Here is a 23,413-nt window from a genome sequence, read left to right as displayed (position 1 = left end):
TAGCCTCATATGGCACAGAACAATCCCTTTCAGTTTCACCGCTCGGATTTTCGCTCGGTAGCACGTGCCTTAACCATAGTTGAAAACAACCTTACCGGGTACCAGCAACTGCTGCAAAGCCTCACTTTTAGCGATACGCCCGTTACCGGCATCACCGGCCCGCCGGGGGCAGGTAAAAGTACCCTGGTAAACGCCATCATCAGCCAACTGCTGGAACTGAATAAAAAAGTGGCTGTATTGGCTATTGACCCTACATCGCCGTTTAATTTTGGCTCGTTACTTGGCGACCGCATACGCATGGCCGGCCATTTTAATCACCCTGATGTTTTTATCCGTTCATTAGCCACAAGAGGTTCACTCGGAGGGCTGTCAGCCAAAACCATCGAGATGACCGATGTTTTAAAGGCGGCAGGGTTTGACCATATTATAGTAGAAACCGTAGGCGTAGGCCAGTCTGAAGTAGAGATCGCAGGCCTGGCCGACCAGACTTTTGTTACACTGGTACCGGAGGCGGGCGATGAGATACAAAACATTAAATCGGGCCTGATGGAAATAGCCGATGCCTTTATTATCAATAAAGCAGACCGCGAGGGTGCCGACCTGTTTATTAACAACCTCAAAAAGATCATTCAGCATGATGGTGGCCGGCATACGCCTGTACTAAAAACCGTGGCATCACGCAATGAGGGTATACCAGCCGTGGTTGACCTGATGCTCGACGTAGCCAAACAGCCCGGCGACAGGAAAGAACTGCTACTTACCGAAAAGGTATACCATATTATACAGCAGCAGCGCATGGCGGGTATCGACAAAAAAAAGCTCCGGCAGGATATTGCCGAAGCTTTACATAAAAACGATTTTAACTTATACAAGTTCGCGGCCGCATATGAGAGCCAAAAATCAAGAATCAAGAGTCAAGACAGGGATTAATCCTGACTCTCGGTTCTTGGCTCTTGATTCTTGACTCTTACCTCTCTATCAAGCATTCATCAATTGCTCGATCTCTTCCGGATCAATAGGTATCTGCGCCATCAGATCGCGGTTACCGCCCGGAGTGATCAGGATATCGTTCTCCAAACGTATACCTAAACCTTCTTCGGGAATGTAAATACCGGGTTCGCAGGTAAGGATATTACCTACCTCAAACGGTTTGTAACGGCTGGCATAGTCATGCACATCAAGCCCGAGGTGGTGCGAGGTGCCATGCATAAAGTATTTTTTGTAAAGCGGCATTTTAGGGTCCTGCTTTTCCACTTCGTGTTTCTTTAATAAGCCAAGGCCTATCAACTCGCTGGTCATGATCTTGCCTACTTCCTCATGGTAATCATTCCATACCGTACCTTCAACCAACATAGCGGTAGCCTCACGCAGCACGCGCCATACGGCATCATACACCTCGCGCTGGCGTTTGGTAAAGCGGCCGTTAACCGGTATAGAGCGGGTCATGTCTGCATTGTAGTTGGCATACTCGGCAGCCCAGTCAAACAGTATCACCTCGCCATCCTTGCAAACCTGGTTATTATCTATATAATGTAATACAATAGCGTTCTTGCCCGATGCGATGATAGGGTTGTAAGCATGGCCGGTAGCACGCTGCCTTAAAAACTCGTGTGTTATTTCGGCTTCAATCTCATATTCTGTAACACCCGGCTTAACAAACTTAAGCACGCGTAAAAAAGCGTCGCGGGTAATGTCACACGCTTTTTGAGTAAGCGCTATTTCAACGTCTGATTTTACTACACGCAGATCGCGCAGTATGGGTGCCGAGCGCTCATAGTGATGCAGAGGGTACTTCTTTTTAAGTTCCTCCAGCATACGCATATCGCGATAAGGTACGGTATGCACGTAGCGGTCGTTCTCGTTGGTGTTGATATAAATATTATCGGCGTAGTTAATAATAGTATGCAGTATATTTTCGTACTCATGCAGCCAATATATCTGTTGTATGCCCGACGTTTCCCTTGCCTCGTCCTTAGTGTACTTATGACCCTCCCAAATGGCAATGTGATCATTGGTTTGTCTTAAAAATAGTACTTCTCTGTATAACGGATTAGGACAATCCGGATACAAAACCAGTATGCTTTGCTCCTGATCTATGCCTGTGAGGTAAAAAAAATCAGGATTTTGTTTAAAAATAAAATTTTGGTCGCCATTGCGTGGAAACTCATCATTCGACTGAAAAATTGCAATTGAGTTTGATTTTAGTCGCGAAACGAAATTTTTTCTATTAAATGTAAATAACTGATCGCCAATTGGAAGATATTTCATACACAAATAAATATTAGATTTTTTTAAAACAAACTATTTAAAAGTTTGTAATTGTAATTATGAATTTTGGAACGGGATTTGGTATTTGTTTCAAACATAATTACTAATTTTGGAAAAAAATCACAATTAAATCGTTTAATCTTAAAACTATGAATTATTCTACATTACGAAAATCAGTAGCATTATCAGTTGCTTCTGTGCTTGTAGCAGGTGTAGTAAGCGCGCAGACAGATTCAGCTGCTACCGCAACTACCACTACTAAAATGAGCTCAGACACTACAATGTCGTCTACAACCACTAACGCTAAAGTATTTGGCGGCAGAGGTCAGTACAGAACCTGGAGCATTGGCCTTAACGCTGGTGTAACTTCTCCAACCATGGCAACCGGTGGTAGCCTTAACGATTACCAGAACAACAAAGTACAGTTGGGTTATGGTATCTCTTTCCGCGATCAATTAGGCCATAACTTCGGCTTACAATTAGACGTACGCGGTGGTAAAGTAGCTGGCGACAACACTGTTAACCAGGCTTCTTACTCAACCCGTTTTTACCAAGCTACTTTAAGCGGTGTTGTTAACGTTGCAACTATCGACTTCATCCGTCGTAAAAACTCTGTTAACTTCTTCTTAAACGCTGGTGCTGGTTTGGCTATGTACAACCCAACAGGTACACTTGCTAACGGTACTCCTTTTGACTTCAAAAACGGTGCAGCAGGTAATGCAGGTACTGGCAAATGGGTAAAAGAGTATGTTATCCCGGTAGGTGCTGGTGTTAAATTCCGCCTGAGCGAAGCTGTTGCTTTAAACTTAGGTTACACTCAGAACTTTATTGATGGTGGTAACTTTGATGGCCGTACTACCGGTAACAACAAAAAAGACCACTACTCTTACGGTTACGGAGGTTTAGAGTTCACTCTGGGCTCAAGCTCAAAACCAAGCTTAGAGTGGGTTAACCCAGTTGCTATGATGTATGATGAGCTTTATGATGCAGCTCTTCGTCAGGAAGTTGAAGCTCTTAAAGGCCGTGTAACTAACGTTGAAAACGCAGTTAACGATCTTAAGAAAGATTCTGATGGTGACGGTGTATCTGACCAATTCGACAAATGCCCTAACACTCCTGCTGGTAGCGTAGTTGACGGTTCTGGTTGCGTTATCGTATTCCCTAAAGCTGATACAACTGCTGCTGCTGCCGGTACTCCTTACTCAAACATCCAGTTCGAGTTCGATAGCTCAGTATTACGTACTTCTGCTTATCCAGCATTAGACGCTACTTCAGCTGACCTGCGTTCATCAGGCAAAAGCGTTGAGATCGATGGTTACGCTTCATCAGAAGGTACTGCTGCTCACAACATGGCTTTATCACGTGACCGTGCTAACTCAGTAAAAACTTACTTAGTTAACTCAGGTGTTTCTGCTTCTAAATTGAAAGTTAAAGCTTTCGGTGAAACTCACCCAATTGCTGATAACTCAACTGAAGAAGGCCGTATCGCTAACCGTCGCGTTTCTTTCAAACAAAAATAATATTCAATAAATATTATAAGGAGCCCCCCGAATAACTCGGGGGGCTTTCTTTTTTTATTAACTTTGCTATATGTACTTCTTCAGAAAAAAGGACCCTAACAGGCCAACCAGTTTTAACCTGAAAGTGATGCATACCATTAATGCCATCGCTATCATCATGTTCCTGGCAGGTATTACCTACAAGATCATTCAATGGCTTTTTTTCTCTAAATAATACATCTTTCAGCAAATGAAAACCATTATTAATACAACCAATGCCCCTGCTCCTATTGGCCCATACAGCCAGGCGGTAGCCGTAAACGGGCTGCTATTCATTTCAGGCCAGATACCCATGAACCCTGCCACCGGCGAAATTGTTACTACCGGTATTACCGATGAAGCTAAAATGGTGATGGAAAACCTTAAAGCCATCCTTACCGAGGCAGGCAGCAGTTTTGATACGGTGATCAAGTCAACCATATTCCTTACGGATATGCAAACCTTCGCGCAGGTAAACGAAGTATATGGTTCTTATTTTACCACTGATTTCCCGGCGCGCGAAACCGTGCAGGTATCGGCCCTGCCAAAAGGTGTTAATGTAGAAATATCGGTTATCGCGTTAAAGGACTGAGCATATTGCCTTGAACAATCAGCATCTCCAAACACCCATTGAATATTTAAAAGGTGTAGGTGTTTCGCGGGCCGAAGCGCTGAAAAAAGAGCTGCAGATATATCGTTTCGAAGATCTGCTTCGGCACTTTCCCTACAAACATATAGACCGTACACGGTTTTATAAAATTAAGGACATACAGCCCGATATGCCCTATGTACAAGTACTGGCCCGTGTTTTCCAAAAAGAAATATTAGGCGAAAAACACACCAAGCGCCTTATTGTACAAGCCAAGGATGATACCGGAGTTATAGAACTGGCATGGTTCCAGGGAATACGCTGGGTAGAGAAAATGGTAGTGCCCGGCAAGGTATATGTACTGTTTGGCAAACCCGGCTTTTTTAATGGTAAGGTGCAGATGTCGCACCCCGAACTGGAGCCTTACACTCCGGGCGTACAACAAAAAGGTAACCTAACCCTGCAGCCCGCCTACAACTCAACGGAGAAACTCAAACAATTTAGTTTAGATAGCAAAGGCATACAAAAGCTGGTTGCCATATTGCTTGAACAACACGGGCGCGACATTGAGGAGAACCTGCCTGCGTACATTATTAACCGCATGAGGCTGATGCCCCGTGCCGATGCTTACAGGTACATCCATTTTCCTAACAATGCCAACCAGTTAAAAGAGGCACAGTACCGCCTTAAGTTTGAAGAGCTGTTCTTCTTGCAGCTGAAACTGCTCAAAAACAAACTGCTGCATACGCAAAAGTTCAAAGGCAACATCTTTGATAAGGTAGGCAATTACTTTAATGATTTTTACCACCACAAACTCCCTTTCCCGCTAACCAACGCCCAAAAACGTGTACTGCGCGAAATAAGGCAGGATACCCAACGCGGCGTACAAATGAACCGCCTGTTACAGGGTGATGTAGGCAGCGGCAAAACCGTAGTAGCTTTAATGTGCATGCTTATCGCTATTGATAATGGTTTCCAGGCCTGCATAATGGCCCCTACAGAAATTTTGGCTACCCAGCACTATGAAACCATTAAAAACCTGGTAGGCGATGGCTTTGTTGAGGTTGCCCTGCTCACCGGGTCAGTACCGCAAAAAGCACGCAGGGTGATACACGAGCATTTAGAGGATGGCCGCCTGCAAATACTGGTGGGTACCCATGCTTTAATTGAGGACAAGGTACAGTATAAAAACCTGGGCTTTGTGGTGATTGATGAGCAGCACCGCTTTGGCGTTGAGCAGCGCGCCAAGCTTTGGAAAAAAAACATCATCCCCCCGCATGTATTGGTAATGACGGCTACTCCTATTCCACGCACCCTGGCCATGACCATGTACGGCGATCTGGATATCTCTGTGATAGATGAGCTGCCCGCGGGCCGCAAACCCATACAAACCATACATTTTTATGAAGCACAGCGCCTGCGCATGTTTGGTTTTATGAAACAGGAGATAGCCAAAGGGCGACAGATCTACGTGGTATACCCACTGATACAGGAGAGCGAAAAGCTTGATCTGAAAAATCTGCAGGATGGTGTTGAGATCATGTCGCGCGAGTTTCCCTTGCCGCAATACCGTATCAGTATAGTACATGGCAAGCTAAAGGCGGCTGAAAAGGAGTTTGAGATGCAGCGCTTTATTAAAGGCGAAACGCAGATCATGGTAGCCACTACGGTGATTGAGGTGGGTGTGAACGTACCCAACGCATCGGTTATGATCATTGAGAACGCGGAGCGTTTCGGGCTCTCACAGCTACACCAGTTACGGGGGCGTGTGGGCCGCGGGGCCGAGCAATCCTACTGCATACTTATGAGCAAGGAAAAGCTGAGTAACGATGGGCGTATACGACTGAACACCATGGTAAAAACCAATAACGGGTTCGAGATAGCCGAAATTGATATGCAGCTGCGCGGCCCCGGCAATATTGAGGGCACCCAGCAAAGCGGTGTGCTGGATCTGAAAGTGGCCGACCTGGCTACCGACCAGGAAGTATTACAGCAGGCACGCGACCTCGTGATAGAGATATTTGACAAGGACCCGCAACTGGCTTCGCCTGAAAATATGATCCTTAACCGCGCTTTTCAGCAAAAAGATGGCGGCTTAACCTGGAATAAGATTTCCTGAGATTGACTTTTGAGCCGGCAAATATTACATTTGTTTAAACGATAAGCGCTCCCATGAAGAAACTTCTGTTACTATCCGCGTTACTTATTTCAGCAACTTTTTCACAAGCCCAGGACTCGCTCACTATACGCCGTTTTTACGATGAAGCCCTGGTTAACGGGCAGGCGTATGATAACCTGCGTTACCTGTGTAAACAAATAGGCCAGCGTTTAAGCGGTTCGGCAGGTGCCGAAAAGGCCGTTGCCTGGAGCAAAAAGCTCATGGACAGCTATGGTTTTGATAAAGTTTACCTGCAGGAAGTAATGGTACCGCATTGGGTACGCGGCGCAAAAGAAGAAGCTTATATTATTGATGGTAATAAAAAGATACCGGTACCTGTAGCCGCGTTGGGCATGTCTGTAGGCACACCGGCCAGTGGCATTACCGCCAATGTGATAGAAGTGAAGAGCCTTAAAGAACTGGAAACCCTGGGTGAAAGCGTAATTAAGGGGAAGATCGTATTTTTTAACGGTGCCTTTGACCAGCGTTTTATAGAAACCGGCGCAGGTTATGGCGCCGCAGGTGTACAACGTTTCGCGGGGCCATCAGCTGCTGCCAAATACGGGGCTATAGGCGCTATAGTGCGTTCCATTACACCCGCGCTTGATGATTACCCACATACCGGCGCAACTGCTTATGCTGATGGAGTAAATAAAATACCTGCCGCGGCCATATCAACCGTTGCCGCCAACAAGCTGAGTGCTATGCTTAAACTGCGTAAGCTGCCGCTTATTAAATTTTATTTGAAGCAAAGCTGCCAAACCCTACCCGATGTAAAGTCATACAACGTAATTGGCGAAATAAAAGGAAGCGAAAACCCTAACAGGATCATCACCGTTGGTGGCCACCTCGACTCGTGGGACCTGGCAGAAGGCGCGCATGACGATGGCACCGGCGTAATGCAATCAGTAGAAGTGCTGCGCATTTTAAAGGCTACCGGCTACAAGCCTAAGAACACCATACGCGCGGTATTTTTCATGAATGAAGAGAACGGCCACAAAGGAGGCATTAAATACGCGGAAGAAGCTGCCGCCAATAAAGAGGAACACATAGCGGCCATTGAAACTGATGAGGGAGGTTTCACTCCGCGCGGCTTTAGCTTTGAGGGTGCTTCGCCTGCCTTTTTAAAGGCGGTAAACGCCAAGTGGAAAACCCTGCTTGAGCCCTATGAAGCAGATCGCCTGGTGGAAGGTGGCGGCGGTACAGACATTGGCCCGCTTAAGGAAACCAGGCCCGCTATCAGGCTGATCGGTTTCAGGCCCGACTCACAACGGTACTTTGATATTCACCACACCCCTAATGATGTGTTCGAGAATGTAAACAAACGCGAATTACACTTGGGCGCGGCAGCCATCACATCGCTGGTATACTTAATTGACCAGTATGGCCTTAACCTATAAATATTTTACAATTAAATGCTTTGCGCCGCAAGCTTGCTAATGTAAATTGCGCCCTTAACTTTTTTAACAGTGTCAACAGAAGATCCCGCCCCGCAAAAACCCGACTCGTTTGCAGCCCTGCGTTACAAAGATTTCCGTTCATACATCGGGATGCGTTTCTTTTTCACGTTTGCGTACCAAATGCAAACCACTGTGCTGGGTTTTTACATTTACCAGCTTACCCACAGCAAAATAGCCATAGCGTTTATTGGCCTGGCCGAAGCTATACCGGCTGTAGGCATAGCCCTATACGGTGGTTACATTGCCGATAAGTACGAGAAACGTAAAATGCTGCTCATTATCTTCGCGGGAGTATTTATGGCGGCATTGGCCATGTTTACCGTTACTCTGGACAGCCTTAAGCCCTACATCCACCACGCCTGGATACTGCCTACCCTATATGCCATGATATTTTGCAACGGCCTGGCACGCGCCTTTTACGGGCCGGCAACCTTTGTGATATATGCGCATAGTATACCTAAAGAACTATATCCTAATGGCAGTACCTGGAGCAGTTCAACCTGGCAGGTAGCCTCTATATTAGGGCCGCTTACCGGCGGCGCCGTATACGGTTTTGCCAGCCATATTTTCCCTGGCCTTAGCGGTATTACCGCAACCTTTGGCATTATCCTTATATTCCTGCTGGTGGCATTGGTACTGGTGTACCTGCTGCGTAAGTTCCCGCCGGTATTTGTACCTAAAGAAAATATTTGGAAAAGCCTTAAAGAGGGCCTCAACTTTGTTTTCACCAACAAGATCATGTTTTACGCCATGAGCCTTGACCTTTTTTCGGTATTCTTTGGCGGGGTTGTAGCGCTGCTGCCGGTATTCGCGCTGGATATTTTAAAGGTTGGCCCCGAAGGTTTGGGTATTATGCGTATGGCTACCTCACTCGGCGCGGCGCTCACCATGATCGCTATGGTACGCTTTTCACCCATGAACCGGCCATGGCGCAACCTATTAGTAGCGGTTGCGGGCTTCGGCTTATCTATCATAGGCTTCGGTTTATCGCGCATATTCTATCTATCACTGTTCTGCCTATTCATGCAGGGTGCATTTGATAGTGTAAGCGTTATCATAAGAGGTACGCTCATGCAGCTGCTCACGCCCGATCATATGCGCGGGCGTGTATCCGCCGTAAACTCAATGTTTATCGGCTCATCTAACGAGATCGGCGACTTTGAATCGGGCATGGCAGCGCGGTTTTTAGGCACTATACCGGCTGTTATCTTCGGCGGAAGCATAACGCTGCTTATTGTTACCATTACTTTTTTTAAAACCCAAAAGCTCATCCCTCTGTCGCTTAACGAGATCCATTCACCGCAAACCGGCGAAAATTAATCCCACACTTATCAACCACCGGTTAAAACTTTTAGTTGTAAAATATTTTTTAATATGTAGTTATTATCCGGCTTGTTAGTATCTTTAACCTGTTAAAGGTCCCCTACTTAAATAACTAAAATTAAACCGTGACCACTAAGAGATTGCACATCTTAAGGTTCGGCCTGTTTAGCATGCCATTTTTATGGCTGATGCTGGGCATGCCAACGCTTAACGCAGTACAGGGAGCCGAAAGACCTGCCTACAAACCCTTTCTTTTCACTAACCTAAAGGACACAGCCGCCGACAGGCGTGTTGAAGCCGCTCGCGCCCTTTCGAGGCCGTGCCGTAAAATGACGGAGGCTGATGCTATGCGCACCATTGACGATCTGGGCAAAATTGCCGCAGACCTCAATGACCTTGCCCTGCAATGCGCCGTTTTTGACCTCCGCGCCGATTATTACTCGGTTAACCGTGGCTACAACCAGCTAAGTACCCAATATTATAAAAAAGCCGTTGAACTTGCCGAAGAGAGAAAAGACCAGATGCTCACCGGTATTTACCAGCATCGTATTGCCAATTACTTTGCGCTCTATAAAAAAAATATAGAGGCGGCTCAATATTACCTGCTATCCGAAAGGAACCTAAAGGAAACCGGCTACAAAAAAGTGCCCGGCATAGGCAATATATTTTCAGAAACATCAAATTTTTACTACGCCCTGGGCGATTATGATGGCGCGAGGGAGTATCTCAAAAACGCGCTTATTTACCAAACAGCACCATCACGTACACGAATTAATATTTTCAATACCATAGGGCTTACCTACCGTAACACTAATAACTACCAACTTGCCCTTAATTATTTTCATGAGGCATTAAAGCTGGCCGGCCAACTACATGATACCATATGGATAGCGCTGGCCAAGGGGAATATTGGGTCGGTTTATGTATTACAGAAAAGGTATAAAGAGGCTCTACCCCTGGTACGGGAAGATTACGTGCAGTCTGTAAAGTATAATGAAGGGGCCAACTGCGCTATCGCGATGCTAAGGCTGGCACAGATAAGCCTATCTTTTAATGATGTTAAATTAGCCAGCGCGCAGCTGGATACCGCCAACCAGGTTTTAAGTACTACCAAAGAAAACGTGTTAAAAGAACGTATACAGTATTACGAGCTATTGGCACAGGTAAAGGAAAAAAGCAACAAACCTACACTTGCAGAGCATTATCTCCTGCTATCAGAGCAATTAAAGGATAGCCTAATGGAACGTGATAATGTGGCGGCCATAGATAGGGTACGGCTTAAGTGGACCAAAGAAAAAAGTTTAGAAGATTATAACAACCTGCAAATAAAAACCAGGATCAACTCCTACAAGCAGTATACGGTAATCACGGTGCTGCTCTTATTGATGGTGATAGGGGTACTTATTTTTAACAGGCAAAGGCTTAAAACCCGGAAAGATAAAGAGATACTGGCTGCTGAATTGCGCCGGCTGGATGAAGAACGAAAAAGCGCCGAAAACGCGCTTAGCGACTATACAGAGAATTTAAAGCAGAAAAATGACATTATTGAAGGGTTTAAAACGGAATTAGAACGGTTACAGTACGCCATAAACGACCGCACCCTTACCGAAAACCTGGACAGGATGATGCATGCCCATATCATGACGGATGATAAATGGGACGAGTTCCGGAAGCTATTCACCAAGGTACATGGCAATTTTCTTTTTAACATAAGGCAAAGGTATCCAGCCATTTCCGCTACAGATATGCGCTTAATGGCGCTCATTAAGCTAAAGCTTAACAACCGCGAAATGGCAGGAATGTTATGCATCACCGTTGATGGTGTTAAAAAAGCTAAACAACGCCTGCGTAAAAAACTAAATCTGGCTGATAATGAGGAGATTGAAGATGTTGTTAACACCTTGTAAAGTGCTGTTTTTAAGTGTAAAGCAAATGTCCTGCTTTTGTCCACCCCTCAAATTAGCCCATAAACAGCTTTTTGGCTGATATTTGATCTGTAATTATTTTAACAGTTGCCCTGTGCAATAAATTAATAATTAATACATAAACGTATGCTGATAAACTAAAGCATATGATATAAATAAAGCGATTGATTAACCCGTTACATTATACCCCTACTGAAATGGAAACTCCCCAAAAGAAACTTTGCCCGCATTGCAAAAAAGGAAGGTTGGCTTACCGCGCCAAGCGCCCGCCATTAGTGAAAGCTTTCCTGTTTTGGCTCCCTATAAAAAGATACTCCTGCAGCCTGTGCAGCAAAAAGTCCTATGTATATGGTTCGGCATGGGAAACTGCGCCTCAAAAAAACACCAATAACGCGATTTAGAAGGGGGATTTTCTGAATCTATTGTGTGCATCAATACCTACCGGGCTTGCCCGGTAGTGTATTTGATGTTTTTGGCGTTTCTACACATTTCGTATTTCCTGTAATATAATTATTTCACTCATCGCCGGGGAAGATCGCATTTAATTTGTGCAAACGTTTAACAATACGATATGCAGTGATATTCACTGTATAAAAAGATCAATTTGCCATGTTGAACGTAGTGAAACATCTTCTTCGCCTTGTAAGTAGGCGACTTTGCACGCGCAGAAGATATTTCGCTGTCGCTAAATATGACATAAAAGTTTAAAAGCTATTTCCGTGATTCATCGCCCGCATGTTCGTGAGAAATAAAATTCTTCATAATTTTTATAAATAAATGAATATTCATTTATATTTGCTTTCAATATGCGTACTCGTGACCACAATAAAGTAGAACTGGTAAAGAAAACCGCCATTGAGATGATGGTGAAAGATGGATTGGAAGGCTTTAGCATGAACAAATTGGCCAGGGCATGCAATATTTCTGTGGCTACATTATACATCTACTATAAAGACCGCGACGACCTGATCATTAACATTGCCGCCGAAGAAGGCCAAAAAATGAGCGCTGCCATTACCCGCGGGTTTAACCCTGAAATGAGCTTTGAAGAAGGGCTGAAAAACCAGTGGCGTAACCGGTATGAGTATATGAAGAACAATGTGCTGGCCAACGCTTTTTTTGAATTATTGAGAAACTCGAGTTACCAGGAACGGTTCCTGGAGAGCTTCCTGAATGATATGAAAACCATACTCGGCAGCTTCATGACCAACGCCATCAATCGCGGCGAGATAGATGATCTGCCACTGGAGGCTTACTGGTCGGTAGCGTTTGCCCCCCTTTACGCCCTGGTAAGGTTTGACCACGAAGGCCAAAGCCTGGGCGGCAAACCCTTTAAAATGACCGACGAGATATTCTGGAAAACATTTGAACTGGTACTAAAGGCATTAAAAAAATAAATTTATGATGATGGAAACCTTTGAGCACATACTGCTTTTTAAAACCAATATCAGCCACGATGCTGATAAGCTGGCGCTGGGTAACCTGCTAAAACAAACTCCCGAAATTGAGCATTGGAATATTGACATGGAAGATGAGGACCGTGTGCTGCGCATTGTATCGCACGGCTTAACACATTCGGGCATCATTGACCTGCTTACCCAACACGGCTATGAATGCTGTGAATTAGTTTAACGATCATGAAAAACGAGCAACAGGCAGCTCTTACGGGTTACCAGAAATTTGTGATATTCATACTGGCTATTACCCAATTTACGGTGATACTGGATTTTATGGTGATGTCGCCCCTGGGCGATATGCTGATGAAATCGCTTTCGCTAAAGCCATCGGCATTTGGTGTGGCGGTTTCGGCCTATGCCTTTAGCGCAGGCGTTAGCGGCCTGTTAACCGCGGGCTTTGCCGATAGGTTCGACCGTAAGAAGCTATTCCTGTTCTTTTACTGCGGGTTTATTATCGGCACCATTTGCTGCGGGCTGGCACATTCCTACCCGGCACTGGTAGCCGCTCGCGTGGTAACGGGCTTATTTGGCGGCGTTATCGGCTCTGTCTCCATGGCTATTATTACCGATCTTTTTGCTTTGCAGCAACGCGGCAGGGTAATGGGCTTTATACAAATGGGCTTCGGCGCCAGCCAGATATTGGGCGTACCTATCGGTCTGTACCTGGCCAACAAATGGGGCTGGGAATCGCCATTCTGGATGGTGGCCGCGCTGGGCCTGCTCATCACTTTACTCATCGTCACCAAATTAAAACCCGTAACGCAGCACCTTACCATACAAAAGCATCAGTCGGCTTTAAAACACCTTTGGGAAACCGTTATCAAAAAAAATTACCGCGTAGGTTACACGGCTACCGCCCTGCTCTCCATAGGCGGTTTTATGATGATGCCGTTCGGGAGCGCCTTCGCTATTAATAACCTCGGGCTTACCAAAGAGCAATTGCCCATGCTGTTTATGGTATCGGGCCTCAGCTCACTGATTTTTATGCCGCTGATAGGTAAACTGAGCGACAGGATAGACAAATTCAGGATATTCGCCGTAGCCTGTGTGTGGATGATGATCACCTGCGTCTTTTACACGCATCTCTCGGTTACGCCGCTTTGGTTCGTGATAATCTATAACGTTTGTATGATGATAGGCATCATGAGCCGCATGATCCCATCATCCGCACTGGTAAGCGCCATCCCGGATATGGCCGACCGCGGCGCGTTCATGAGCGTTAACGCCTCCATGCAGCAAATAGCCGGCGGTATTGCTGCCGCGGTTGCCGGCGCCATTGTTACACAACCAACCAAAGGTGCCCCGTTGCAGCATTACCATATCATCGGCTACCTGGTTACTTTTATCACCATGATCAGTATCATCCTGATGTGGCGTGTAAACAACCTCGCTAAGAAACGCATGCAGGACAAGCAAGCCGGCGTGGTGCCGGAGGGGCATGTAATACATGAAGGCATCTGATCAATACCCATAAATAAATAGATTATTATTCGTCCCCTTGCCCTGCGGCAGGGGATTTTTTGTTGGCTAATGTTTATATTTAGCACGCTTTACCATATCATCACAATGAAAAGATTATCCCTCATTACTTTAATCACCACCGCTGCTATGGCCGCTAACGCCCAGGTAAAATTCGATCCTCCTAAAACCAAAGCCAAACCCGTTGTTGATACGCTGCACGGCGTTATCCTTACCGACAACTACCGCTGGCTGGAAGACAAGAAAGACCCGGAAGTGATCGAGTGGACTAAAAAACAGCACGACTACGGGGTTGAATACCTTAACAAAATCCAAAAAACACACCCCGACCTTAAAGCAGGCATAGCGGCCTACCTGAATATGGACTACGAAGGCCCGCTGAATAATGTAGGCAAACGTGTTTTTCAGACGGTGAAAAAGAAGGGCGATAAGCAATATAAAACCTACACCATTATTGATGGTAAAAAAATACTGATATGGGACCCTGTAGCGCTTGACCCCGACGGCAAAATATCTACCAGCGGCATTGCCTATACGTATGATGGTGAGCAAGCGGCCATCAGCGCGCAAAAAAGCGGCGCCGAAGTGAATACCGTGTATTTCATTGACACCCGCACCGGCAAACAGATACATGAGCCATTAACCGGCACCAGCGGCTTCCAGTGGTGTAAAGATCAGCAGCATGCCTATGTAACGCTGCGCACCCAGGAAGATGTGGACAAACAGCGTCCTTTAAAAACATACTATATCAAAGTTGGCGACCCTATTGAAAAAGCCACCTTTGTGGGCACCACCGCCGATGCCAAGAACAGCTTTTTTATTTACGATAACCGCTATAGCGACGTTACCTTTAGCGGCGAAGGCGACTTTTACTCCAACAGTGTAAAAATGCGCCCTACCGGCAGCCTTAAAGATGGCAAACTCATCTACAGCAGCAAAAAGTTCCAGGCATACCCCGAGGCTATTGGCAATAAGCTTTACATTAAAACCAATGACAATGCCCCCAACAGCCGCCTCATGGTGGCCGATAAGCTGCACCCCGAGTACAAGAACTGGAAGGTACTGATCCCCGAGAGCAGCACTGTAATGGAGGATGTGGTAATTACGCCTAACGCGATTATTGTACAGGATAAAAAAGACATTGAAAGCCGCCTTACTATTTACGACCTTAACGGCAAAAAGCTGCGGCCCATGCCCCTACCCGAACAAGGCAGCATTGGCAGCGTAAGTTACGACAGGGAGGAAGATAAACTGTACATTTCGCTGGTGACCTTCACCTCTACCCCCAAGACCTATGTTTGCTCACCAAAAGACTATAAATGGAAGCTGTATTACCAACGCCACCTACCGGTAGATATGAGCCAGATCGCCGGGGAGATCAAGTTCTACACCTCTAAAGATGGTAGCCGCGTACCGGTATTTGTGGTACACCGCAAGGATATTAAGATGGACGGCAAGAACCCGGTGCTGCTCACGGCATACGGTGGTTTCCAGTCGGGTATTAAGCTGGGATATTTTGGCTTTTACGCGCCGTTTATACAGGCGGGCGGTATAGTGGTACAGCCGGGCATCCGTGGTGGCGATGAGTTTGGCGAAAAATGGCACCTGGATGGCATGCTGGCTAAAAAGCAAAACAGCTTCGACGATTTTTATGCCTGCGCCGAGTGGCTCATTAAAGAAAAGTACACTACAGAAAGCAAGATAGTTGCCCTGGGCGGCAGCAACGGCGGCCTTTTAATGGGCGCTGCGGCCACCCAACGCCCCGACCTGTTTAAGGCCATTGTTTGCGAAGTACCTTTACTGGATATGCTGCGCTACCATAAATTCCTGATAGCCCGTTACTGGATACCGGAGTACGGCTCATCTGAAGATGCGGAACAGTTTCGCTGGTTGCTGCGTTACTCGCCTTACCAGAACATCCGCGCGGGGGTCAACGTACCGCCTATGCTGGTAACCGCCGGCGCCAATGATACCCGGGTTGACCCCATGAACGCCAAGAAATTTGTAGCCGCCCTGCAGAACAACCCCGGCCAGGTAAGCCCTATCATCCTCCACATGGATTTTGACAGCGGCCACGGCAGCGGCCAAAGCACCCAGCAAGCCATAGAAAACTGGACGTTTGTATTTGAATATGTAATGAACCAGTTGGGGATGTAAGGCATTGTACGGCTTTTATGCAACCGTGTCATTGCGAGAGCCAGCGTGGCAGTCCCCTACTTACAGAGCCGCTCTGTATAGTAAGAGATTGCTTCGTACCTCGCAATGACGCTTTTAATAATGTTATGACAAATAGCTCGAAATATATCGCCTGTATAGTTATATCTATATTCAGCATCAGCTATAGTTACGCGCAGGATAAAGCACCAATAATTAACTATTACTCTACGCCGGATACACTAAATTTCGATGCTACAAGATATAGACTCGCATGGAGTTCGCATCCAAATGAATATTATTATAAGCATGAGTATTTGCTTGAAAACGAAACATTTGACCATATCACAAAGATGATTCTTCTTGAGTTTTTGAAAGGAGATTTTAACTTGCACGACGTAGTGGCTAATAAGATTTACACGCTACGGCAACGCAAGCAAACAGATAAAATATGTAATTACGAGGTTATAAAAAGTCGGGACGGTAAAGAATACATAATAGATTTTATCATTAGTGGTTCAGAAGATGGAAAATTAAACATTGTAGAATGGGATTGTTACAGATATAAACTTCACACAGATAGTGCAGGACACATGGGTGTTCTGCTTTTAGGAGTAAGCTACCGTGGTTTTGGTGATGACAGCATGCTCTTTTTAAAATCCTTACCGGAAAAAAGAAAAATTGCCAGGCAGAAAATGATGCAGTTTGAGATACCGAATATCCAGATAGAATAATTTTCATAACCGTCTCTTACTGGTCGAAGTCTCCAACTTCGTACCAAAACATGGCAAGCATACTGTAGATTCAGGTTACGCTAAACTTGGGTCAGTAAAGGGTATTTTTGATGCTAAATCCGCCTAGGAATTAAATATTTTCATTAATCAATTTAACAAGTTCCTTTAAGCTATTTAATTTATTAGGCAACTCTAAATAAAGCCTAGCATAATCTAAAGACTCAACAGTACGTTCAATCTTTGATTTTTGCTTTTTGTAAGCTTTACCGACAAGGTTATATATTAAATTAAGCTGATCTGCCGGATGATTTATAGCTTCAAAATCAGTACTAGTTAAATCCACTCCCAAATTATTTTTTATAAATTCCAAATTTAATTGTGGGTCTATCTTTTCAAAATGGGATGTTTCCGCAATAAACCATGCTTCAATTTCCATTATACTTATTATAAATTTAGTCTCAATGGGCTTCTGTGGAATGAAGGCCTTAAGACCGTAATGATAGGCGTGTAAATCGTCTCTACTTTCGGGATATAAGTCTAAAAGCCCAATGATAATTCTGTAGCCTTCAGATATTAAATTCTTTCTATGATCTTTTATATAAGACGCAACCTTTGCATCACTACAACAATTTACAATAAGAATATAATATTTTGTTTGGTCATTAATTGAAGGCGTTTCTAAAATTATCCAAAAATCGCCCCTTCTTGTTTGATCTTGTTGTAGTTTTTCGAACGTGTAGTTATTCGATGTGAGAATTTCTGATAATAGATTTTCTATGAACAACGCCTCTGTTGCACCTTCAACAACAAACGCTAATTTTACTAAGTCACTCATTGCTATTAGCTTTAGAGAAACCGTCTTTAAAGAATTCTGTTGTAAAGAAATCGAAGTTATTTAGCCCAGTGAATCGAAAGTCTTTAAAGTTTTGGGGCGAATTTAAATGATTATAAATATTAACTACACCGCCAACTCTATCCAGCACTTGCCAATATTCAAGTGGAGTATTGTTCATTACAAACCTATCATTAGTCGACATAACAAGTTGTACGAAATTTTTTGATGCCTTTTCAATTAATAAGTCGATTAATAATCTAGACCTTTCAAAATCTAACCCCTCTCCAATATCATCAATTAGAATAGTGCCATGCTTATTTGACAATTCATAAAAATTCATATATATAATAATTGCCAGCGCCCTAAACATTCCTGTAGACATCGAAACTTGATCAGTAGGCCCTTTTCTATCAGTTTCTTGGATTGTGATGCCTAATAAACCGTTCTTAAGTAATTTATTGTCATGAAATTTCAAAGCTAACATAGGACCCAAATATATCTTGGATATTTTATATCCTATCAGATTAAAATCTGATATAATAGCGTTTTCAAATTCTTTTTTATATTTATGAAGTCCTTCTATAAACAAATCGACAACCTTACTAGTATCCCTCAAGTTGTACTCTCTAAGTTCAGAATAAGAACCATCTAAATTAAAATGATTCTTACCTAACTCTGTATTGAAATGAAAGTATCTTACATTAAGAGCCCATTGATAAAGGCTTTCTAAATAAGGATATTGGATTTGATCTCTTCTTGTTATTGATGCAACATTATTAGGCATTTGAAAGTTCAAGTGCATTTTTGCTTGAATATTCTTCATGCTACCTAACCCATTTACCTTTCGAGTTAAAACGCTTTCACCGTTTATCGTCAGCTCTTCCTTAATGACCTTATTTTGAAAAATGTTCAATTCATAACTGATACCATCGTTCCCATCTACATATTCCGCATAATAAGATCCAGCCTCAACATTAACAATTGGAGAAACGATTAAATTAGCGAGACCCGCAATGACATTAAGTGTACGGGATTTACCACTAGAATTTTTCCCAACCATTAAATTAATATCACTAAGTATAAAATCATTTAGTATCCACTCTTTAGATTGCTCGGGATATTCGCTGTAGGTTAAAGATTTTATTTTCATTAGTAAATAAGATTACTTTTAGCTATGTAAAGACTTGTTAAAGGTATAAAAGATATTGAGTATTTATATGTGTAAGTACAATTCGATTAACGTAAATATGACCGACATAACCAGCTGGTTAAATGTGATGATTACATATTTTATGCACAATTTATTCTTCGTTAAATCTGGAAAAGTACTTATTACCTTGTCATCATTGCCAGTACATCTTCTTCAGTACCCTCAAACGGGCCGGAGGTTTCAATTTTTAAGCCGGCCATGGCGGCAGCAAATTCTCCGGCTTGCTGTATATCGGCGCCTTTAACGCGTTTGTAGAGGTAACCTGCCATATAGGTATCGCCGCAACCGGTGGCATCTACCACTTCGGTAGGCTTGTAGGCAGGTATGGTGTAAAAAACATTGTCATTTAGGATAACCGAGCCCATGCTGCCCAGCGTTACTACCACCTCCTTCACACCCCATTCGGCCAGTACTTTGGCGCCTTCCTTAATATCGGCAATGCCGGTAAGTACTTCCAGTTCGTGCTCGTTCACCTTCAGGATATCTACATATTGCAGGGCCTCGCGCTTGTCGGCCCAGTCAATGGCGCGTACCTGCTGGTTTACTACCTCGCGCAGGTAGCCCTGCGCGTCCACAGAAACGTTACCCCGCTCAAATAACGCTTTGATCAAACCGGTCGACATATCATCGGCCAGCAGCGCACCCAAATGGAATATCACCGCTTCGGTGTCCTGCAGGTCTGTAACCGTAAATGGGTCGGCCTTTTGCAAAACGCGTTGGGTACGGTTGTCCTGGTTATCGCCATAAATGTTCTCAAAGTATACGCTATGCTGGCTGGGCAAGGCCTTTACTTCAATACCTTTATCAGTAAGCCTGCTTACGCTTGGTAATTCGGTATCGGCAACGGCAGTAACCAGCTTGTATTTTACATCCATATTGCGGATGGCGTTGGAGAAATAAAAAGCGGTGCCACCGGCCATATGCTTTTCGGCGCGGGGGGTTACCACTTTATCAAGGGTGATGTGCCCAATACAGCAGATATCGTATAACATGCAAACAGGTATAAGTAAATATAGCGGGGTTACAAATTTAACATTCTGCTGCAAATTATCCGCTTTTATTACCGTGTACATCACATGCCCCTTTGGTAAGTGAGTACAAGCCAATAGCCTCACGCTCAAGGTTCAAAATCGGTTGTAAAAGTCTAATTAAAAACCATCGTTATAAGCTATAAAAAATATGTAATTCATAGATAAAAACTATAACCTATAGAATTTTCCAATATTACCCTACGGACTAAAATCCGTACCTTTGTTGCATAAATTTTAAAAATACATCCATTATGTTAACGATAGGACAAAAATTCCCTTCATTTTCTAAAACGGCCGTTGTTTCTTTAGAAAAAGGCAAAGAGTTTGAAACCATTACTTCAGACTACCTTACTAACGATGATAACGTTTGGACCGTAATGTTCTGGTGGCCAAAAGACTTTACTTTTGTATGCCCTACAGAGATTGCAGAGTTCAACAAAAACTATGGTGAATTCCGTGATCGTGAAACCCGTTTGATCGGCGCTTCTACCGACAGCGAGTTTGTACACGCTGCCTGGAGAACCCACCACGACGACCTGCGCGACCTGAAATTCCCGATGCTTGCCGATACTTCAAAATCATTAGCCGAAGAACTGGGTATTTTAGAGCCAAACGAAAAGATCGCTTACCGCGCTACGTTCATTATCGATCCTCAGGGTATCATCCGTTGGGTATCTGTTAACGACCTTAACGTAGGCCGTAACGTAAAAGAGGTACTGCGTGTGTTAGACGGTTTACAAACCGATGAGCTTTGCCCTTGCAACTGGGAAAAAGGCCAGGAAACCCTAACCGTATAATTATTTAATATAATCATTTGATGTGCAAATTTCAGATGGGCAGATGTGCAAATAAGTATCATCTGCCCATCCGGAATTTGCACATTTTAGCATCTATACACCCATGAGCGAAAGCACCGAGTTAATACAGGAAATATTAGGTACCATAGGCCAACCGGCAGATTACCGCACCGACGCGCTGCAACTGTTGGAAACAGGCGAAAGCCGCTACCTGCGCGATTTTAAGCTGAACTTTACCAGCACCCTTACCTCCGAGCATTTGAGCGCTAAAGAATGCGCGCTGCTGGGCTTAAGCACCGCGGTAAATAACCAGAACAAACCGCTTATACAATACTACACTTCTGTTGCCAAACAAAACGAGGCTACAGACGCGGAGGTTGCCGAAGCGGTAGGCTGCGCCTCTTTACTGGCATCAAACAATGTGTTTTACCGTTTCAGGCATTTTACCCAAAAGGAAAAATACACCCAGATACCTGCACGTATACGCATGCAGTTAATGATGAAACCCCTAACCGGTAAGGAATTTTTTGAACTGATGAGCCTGGCCATATCAGCCGTTAATGGCTGCGAAATGTGCGTGAATGCGCATGAAGATTCGCTTATTAAGCTGGGCACCACCGAGGAGCGTATTTTTGATGCCGTTAGGATAGCATCATTAGTAACGGCAACAGGTAAAATTATTTTCTAAATAAAATAAGGCGTTTTACCTGTGTGCAAAAATAATAACAATATTATTTGGCAATATGGGTTTTAAACCCTTAAATTTAAGCCTTAAAGCTTTGTTCACAGTAATAATTGCCGTTGCTCGCGGTATTTGCAAACAACGGCATATTGTGTTAGAGTAAATATTTAATTGTTGATTTTTTTGGACAGACCGGTCAGCTTTTCACAGGCTGACCGGTTTTGTTTTTAGTGGGCGTCAGCCACCGCTTTCAGCTTCTTAAACGGCTGCAGGTACAATAAAGGGATAGAGAACAACATGATCAATCCCGATACCCAGTAAGCATCATCATAGGTAAGTAATAGCGTTTGCCTCATCACGGTACCCTCAATGGCCGCGTACGCCATTTGCGTAGCATCAAGCATTGATTTACCTTTCGCCATAAACCCGTGCATCAGCAGGTTAAACCGCTCGTTGTAAGCGGGGTTATACGGGTTGATGTTGGCTAACAGGTTAGACCGGTGCAAGCCCTGACGAACGTGGATAAGCGTTGTTAAGGCCGCGATACCGAACGAACCACCCAGCTGGCGCATCATGTTATTCAAACCGGATCCCTGGCCAATTTCCGGCCCTTTCAGGTCGGCCATAGCCAATGTAGTTAAAGGCACAAATAACAGGGCCATACCCACACCACGTATCAACAGCGGTATCAGTACATCATGCTCACCTGTGGCAAGCGTAGAGTTGCTCAGCATCCAGGTAAATACAAAGAACAGGAACATCCCTACGGTAGCCATAAACTGCGCCGGAACCCCTTTATTGAGCATTTTACCGATGAAAGGCATCATGATAATGGTACACAAACCACCCGGAAACAGTAGCTCGCCTGTTTGCTGGGCATTAAAGCCAAGCAGGTTCTGACAAAACACCGGGAACACGAATACCGAGCCATAGAGCCCAAACCCCAGAATAAAGGAGGTGAACATACCTACGGAAAAACTTCGGTGCCGCATGATACTAAAGTTCACGATGGGGTGGTCCGTACTTAACTCGCGCCATATAAATAATATGGTACCCACAACGGCCAGCACGGTTAACACAATAATATAGGTTTTGGCAAACCAGTCTTCCGACTCGCCTTTTTCCAATATGGTTTGTAAGCTGCCCACGGCTACCGCCAGCAGGCCTATACCCCACCAATCGATAGGTTTTTTCTCATCTTTTGGTGTTTCCCTAACAAAGGTGTAAGTGAGTAAAAAGGCTAAAATCCCTACAGGTATGTTTACATAAAATATCCATCTCCAACCCAGTTCAGACTCTGTTATCCAGCCACCAATGGTAGGGCCAACGGTTGGGCCTACTACGGCTCCCAAACCAAAAAGGGCGGTAGCGGTACCAATTTGTTCGCGTGGCCAGGTTTCGATAAGGATAGCCTGCGCAGTAGATATCAGACCACCACCCGCGACACCTTGCAGGATACGGAAGATCACCAGCTCATCCAGAGATGTTGAGTTCCCGCACAGGAACGACGCTATCGTGAAAATTATGATAGACGCCATAAAGTAATTTTTACGGCCGAAACGCCCGCCCAGCCAGCCCGACATAGGCAGGATGATTACGTTTGCAACGGCGTAACCGGTAACCACCCATGCAATATCCTCAAGGGTTGCACCCAGGTTACCTTGTATATGCGGAATAGCTACGTTTACGATGGTCGTGTCTATCAGCTCCAGGAGCGATGCCATGATCACCGTAATGGTAATTATCCACTTTTTAAAGCCAGTTTCAGCCATT

The 23,413-nt window shown here is 44.5% G+C and carries 21 protein-coding genes; 16 read left to right on the top strand and 5 right to left on the bottom strand.

Annotated elements, in window-relative coordinates:
* Nucleotides 1-9: 9 nt before the first annotated feature.
* Entirely contained in the window at nucleotides 10-930 is a 921-nt protein-coding gene (gene meaB, locus CKK33_RS06015) for a methylmalonyl Co-A mutase-associated GTPase MeaB (protein WP_095703238.1), read from the top strand.
* A 48-nt stretch (nucleotides 931-978) separates the two neighbouring features.
* Here meaB and CKK33_RS06010 read toward each other — a convergent pair whose 3' ends face one another.
* Complete coding sequence (locus tag CKK33_RS06010; protein ID WP_095703237.1) at nucleotides 979-2,268, bottom strand: aminopeptidase P N-terminal domain-containing protein; 1,290 nt, start codon at nucleotides 2,266-2,268, stop codon at nucleotides 979-981.
* 149 nt (nucleotides 2,269-2,417) lie between these two features.
* Here CKK33_RS06010 and CKK33_RS06005 point away from each other — a divergent pair, with 149 nt between their 5' ends.
* The 13 genes from CKK33_RS06005 (at nucleotide 2,418) to CKK33_RS05955 (ending at nucleotide 17,085) form a co-directional block, all read left to right on the top strand.
* Nucleotides 2,418-3,788, top strand: coding sequence for an OmpA family protein (locus CKK33_RS06005; RefSeq protein WP_095703236.1), 1,371 nt, complete (start codon nucleotides 2,418-2,420; stop codon nucleotides 3,786-3,788).
* 70 nt (nucleotides 3,789-3,858) lie between these two features.
* Entirely contained in the window at nucleotides 3,859-4,002 is a 144-nt protein-coding gene (locus CKK33_RS19605) for a DUF6728 family protein (RefSeq protein ID WP_198952446.1), read from the top strand.
* 15 nt (nucleotides 4,003-4,017) lie between these two features.
* Nucleotides 4,018-4,398 (top strand): RidA family protein, encoded by a 381-nt coding sequence (locus CKK33_RS06000; RefSeq protein WP_095703235.1) that lies wholly within the window; start codon nucleotides 4,018-4,020, stop codon nucleotides 4,396-4,398.
* Nucleotides 4,399-4,408: 10 nt separating this feature from the next.
* Nucleotides 4,409-6,514 (top strand): ATP-dependent DNA helicase RecG, encoded by a 2,106-nt coding sequence (gene recG / locus CKK33_RS05995; RefSeq protein ID WP_095703234.1) that lies wholly within the window; start codon nucleotides 4,409-4,411, stop codon nucleotides 6,512-6,514.
* Nucleotides 6,515-6,567: 53 nt separating this feature from the next.
* Nucleotides 6,568-7,953 (top strand): M20/M25/M40 family metallo-hydrolase, encoded by a 1,386-nt coding sequence (locus tag CKK33_RS05990; RefSeq protein ID WP_095703233.1) that lies wholly within the window; start codon nucleotides 6,568-6,570, stop codon nucleotides 7,951-7,953.
* Nucleotides 7,954-8,022: 69 nt separating this feature from the next.
* Nucleotides 8,023-9,333: an MFS transporter gene (locus CKK33_RS05985; RefSeq protein WP_095703232.1), complete on the top strand. Its 1,311-nt coding sequence runs from the start codon at nucleotides 8,023-8,025 to the stop codon at nucleotides 9,331-9,333.
* A 128-nt stretch (nucleotides 9,334-9,461) separates the two neighbouring features.
* On the top strand, nucleotides 9,462-11,243 hold the full coding sequence (locus CKK33_RS05980) for a tetratricopeptide repeat protein (RefSeq protein WP_143822904.1): 1,782 nt from the start codon (nucleotides 9,462-9,464) through the stop codon (nucleotides 11,241-11,243).
* Between the two features lie 215 nt (nucleotides 11,244-11,458).
* A complete protein-coding gene (locus tag CKK33_RS19395; protein WP_143822903.1) occupies nucleotides 11,459-11,662 on the top strand; it encodes a hypothetical protein in 204 nt (67 codons plus the stop codon).
* Between the two features lie 405 nt (nucleotides 11,663-12,067).
* Nucleotides 12,068-12,658, top strand: a complete 591-nt coding sequence (locus CKK33_RS05975) for a TetR/AcrR family transcriptional regulator (protein WP_095703230.1) — start codon at nucleotides 12,068-12,070, stop codon at nucleotides 12,656-12,658.
* Nucleotides 12,659-12,662: 4 nt separating this feature from the next.
* Complete coding sequence (locus tag CKK33_RS05970; protein WP_233138154.1) at nucleotides 12,663-12,893, top strand: hypothetical protein; 231 nt, start codon at nucleotides 12,663-12,665, stop codon at nucleotides 12,891-12,893.
* A 5-nt stretch (nucleotides 12,894-12,898) separates the two neighbouring features.
* On the top strand, nucleotides 12,899-14,179 hold the full coding sequence (locus CKK33_RS05965; protein WP_095703229.1) for an MFS transporter: 1,281 nt from the start codon (nucleotides 12,899-12,901) through the stop codon (nucleotides 14,177-14,179).
* 105 nt (nucleotides 14,180-14,284) lie between these two features.
* Nucleotides 14,285-16,354, top strand: a complete 2,070-nt coding sequence (locus tag CKK33_RS05960) for a prolyl oligopeptidase family protein (protein WP_158223400.1) — start codon at nucleotides 14,285-14,287, stop codon at nucleotides 16,352-16,354.
* 125 nt (nucleotides 16,355-16,479) lie between these two features.
* Nucleotides 16,480-17,085, top strand: coding sequence for a hypothetical protein (locus CKK33_RS05955; RefSeq protein ID WP_095703227.1), 606 nt, complete (start codon nucleotides 16,480-16,482; stop codon nucleotides 17,083-17,085).
* Between the two features lie 130 nt (nucleotides 17,086-17,215).
* Here CKK33_RS05955 and CKK33_RS05950 read toward each other — a convergent pair whose 3' ends face one another.
* The 3 genes from CKK33_RS05950 to CKK33_RS05940 form a co-directional block, all read right to left on the bottom strand.
* Nucleotides 17,216-17,920, bottom strand: a complete 705-nt coding sequence (locus CKK33_RS05950) for a hypothetical protein (protein WP_095703226.1) — start codon at nucleotides 17,918-17,920, stop codon at nucleotides 17,216-17,218.
* Nucleotides 17,913-19,070 (bottom strand): AAA family ATPase, encoded by a 1,158-nt coding sequence (locus CKK33_RS05945; protein ID WP_095703225.1) that lies wholly within the window; start codon nucleotides 19,068-19,070, stop codon nucleotides 17,913-17,915. The genes CKK33_RS05950 and CKK33_RS05945 overlap by 8 nt, the downstream gene beginning before the upstream one ends.
* A 182-nt stretch (nucleotides 19,071-19,252) precedes the next feature.
* The gene (locus CKK33_RS05940) at nucleotides 19,253-20,122 is read right to left on the bottom strand and encodes a PfkB family carbohydrate kinase (RefSeq protein ID WP_095705767.1); all 870 of its coding nucleotides are present in this window, start codon (nucleotides 20,120-20,122) and stop codon (nucleotides 19,253-19,255) included.
* A 290-nt stretch (nucleotides 20,123-20,412) separates the two neighbouring features.
* On the opposite strand from CKK33_RS05940, the gene CKK33_RS05935 reads away from it, so the two are divergent.
* Both CKK33_RS05935 and CKK33_RS05930 read left to right on the top strand, forming a co-directional pair.
* Nucleotides 20,413-20,958 carry a peroxiredoxin gene (locus tag CKK33_RS05935; RefSeq protein WP_095703224.1) on the top strand — a complete coding sequence of 182 codons (546 nt, stop codon included), beginning with the start codon at nucleotides 20,413-20,415 and terminating at the stop codon, nucleotides 20,956-20,958.
* A gap of 103 nt (nucleotides 20,959-21,061) precedes the next feature.
* Nucleotides 21,062-21,646, top strand: a complete 585-nt coding sequence (locus tag CKK33_RS05930) for a carboxymuconolactone decarboxylase family protein (RefSeq protein ID WP_095703223.1) — start codon at nucleotides 21,062-21,064, stop codon at nucleotides 21,644-21,646.
* 221 nt (nucleotides 21,647-21,867) lie between these two features.
* Here CKK33_RS05930 and CKK33_RS05925 read toward each other — a convergent pair whose 3' ends face one another.
* Nucleotides 21,868-23,412, bottom strand: a complete 1,545-nt coding sequence (locus CKK33_RS05925) for a DHA2 family efflux MFS transporter permease subunit (RefSeq protein WP_095703222.1) — start codon at nucleotides 23,410-23,412, stop codon at nucleotides 21,868-21,870.
* Nucleotide 23,413 lies beyond the last annotated feature (1 nt).

It is taken from the genome of Mucilaginibacter sp. MD40 (genome assembly GCF_002288635.1).
Lineage (GTDB): Bacteria > Bacteroidota > Bacteroidia > Sphingobacteriales > Sphingobacteriaceae > Mucilaginibacter.
Note: the sequence above shows the minus strand (reverse complement) of the source record. Positions and strands in the feature narration are given on the sequence as shown.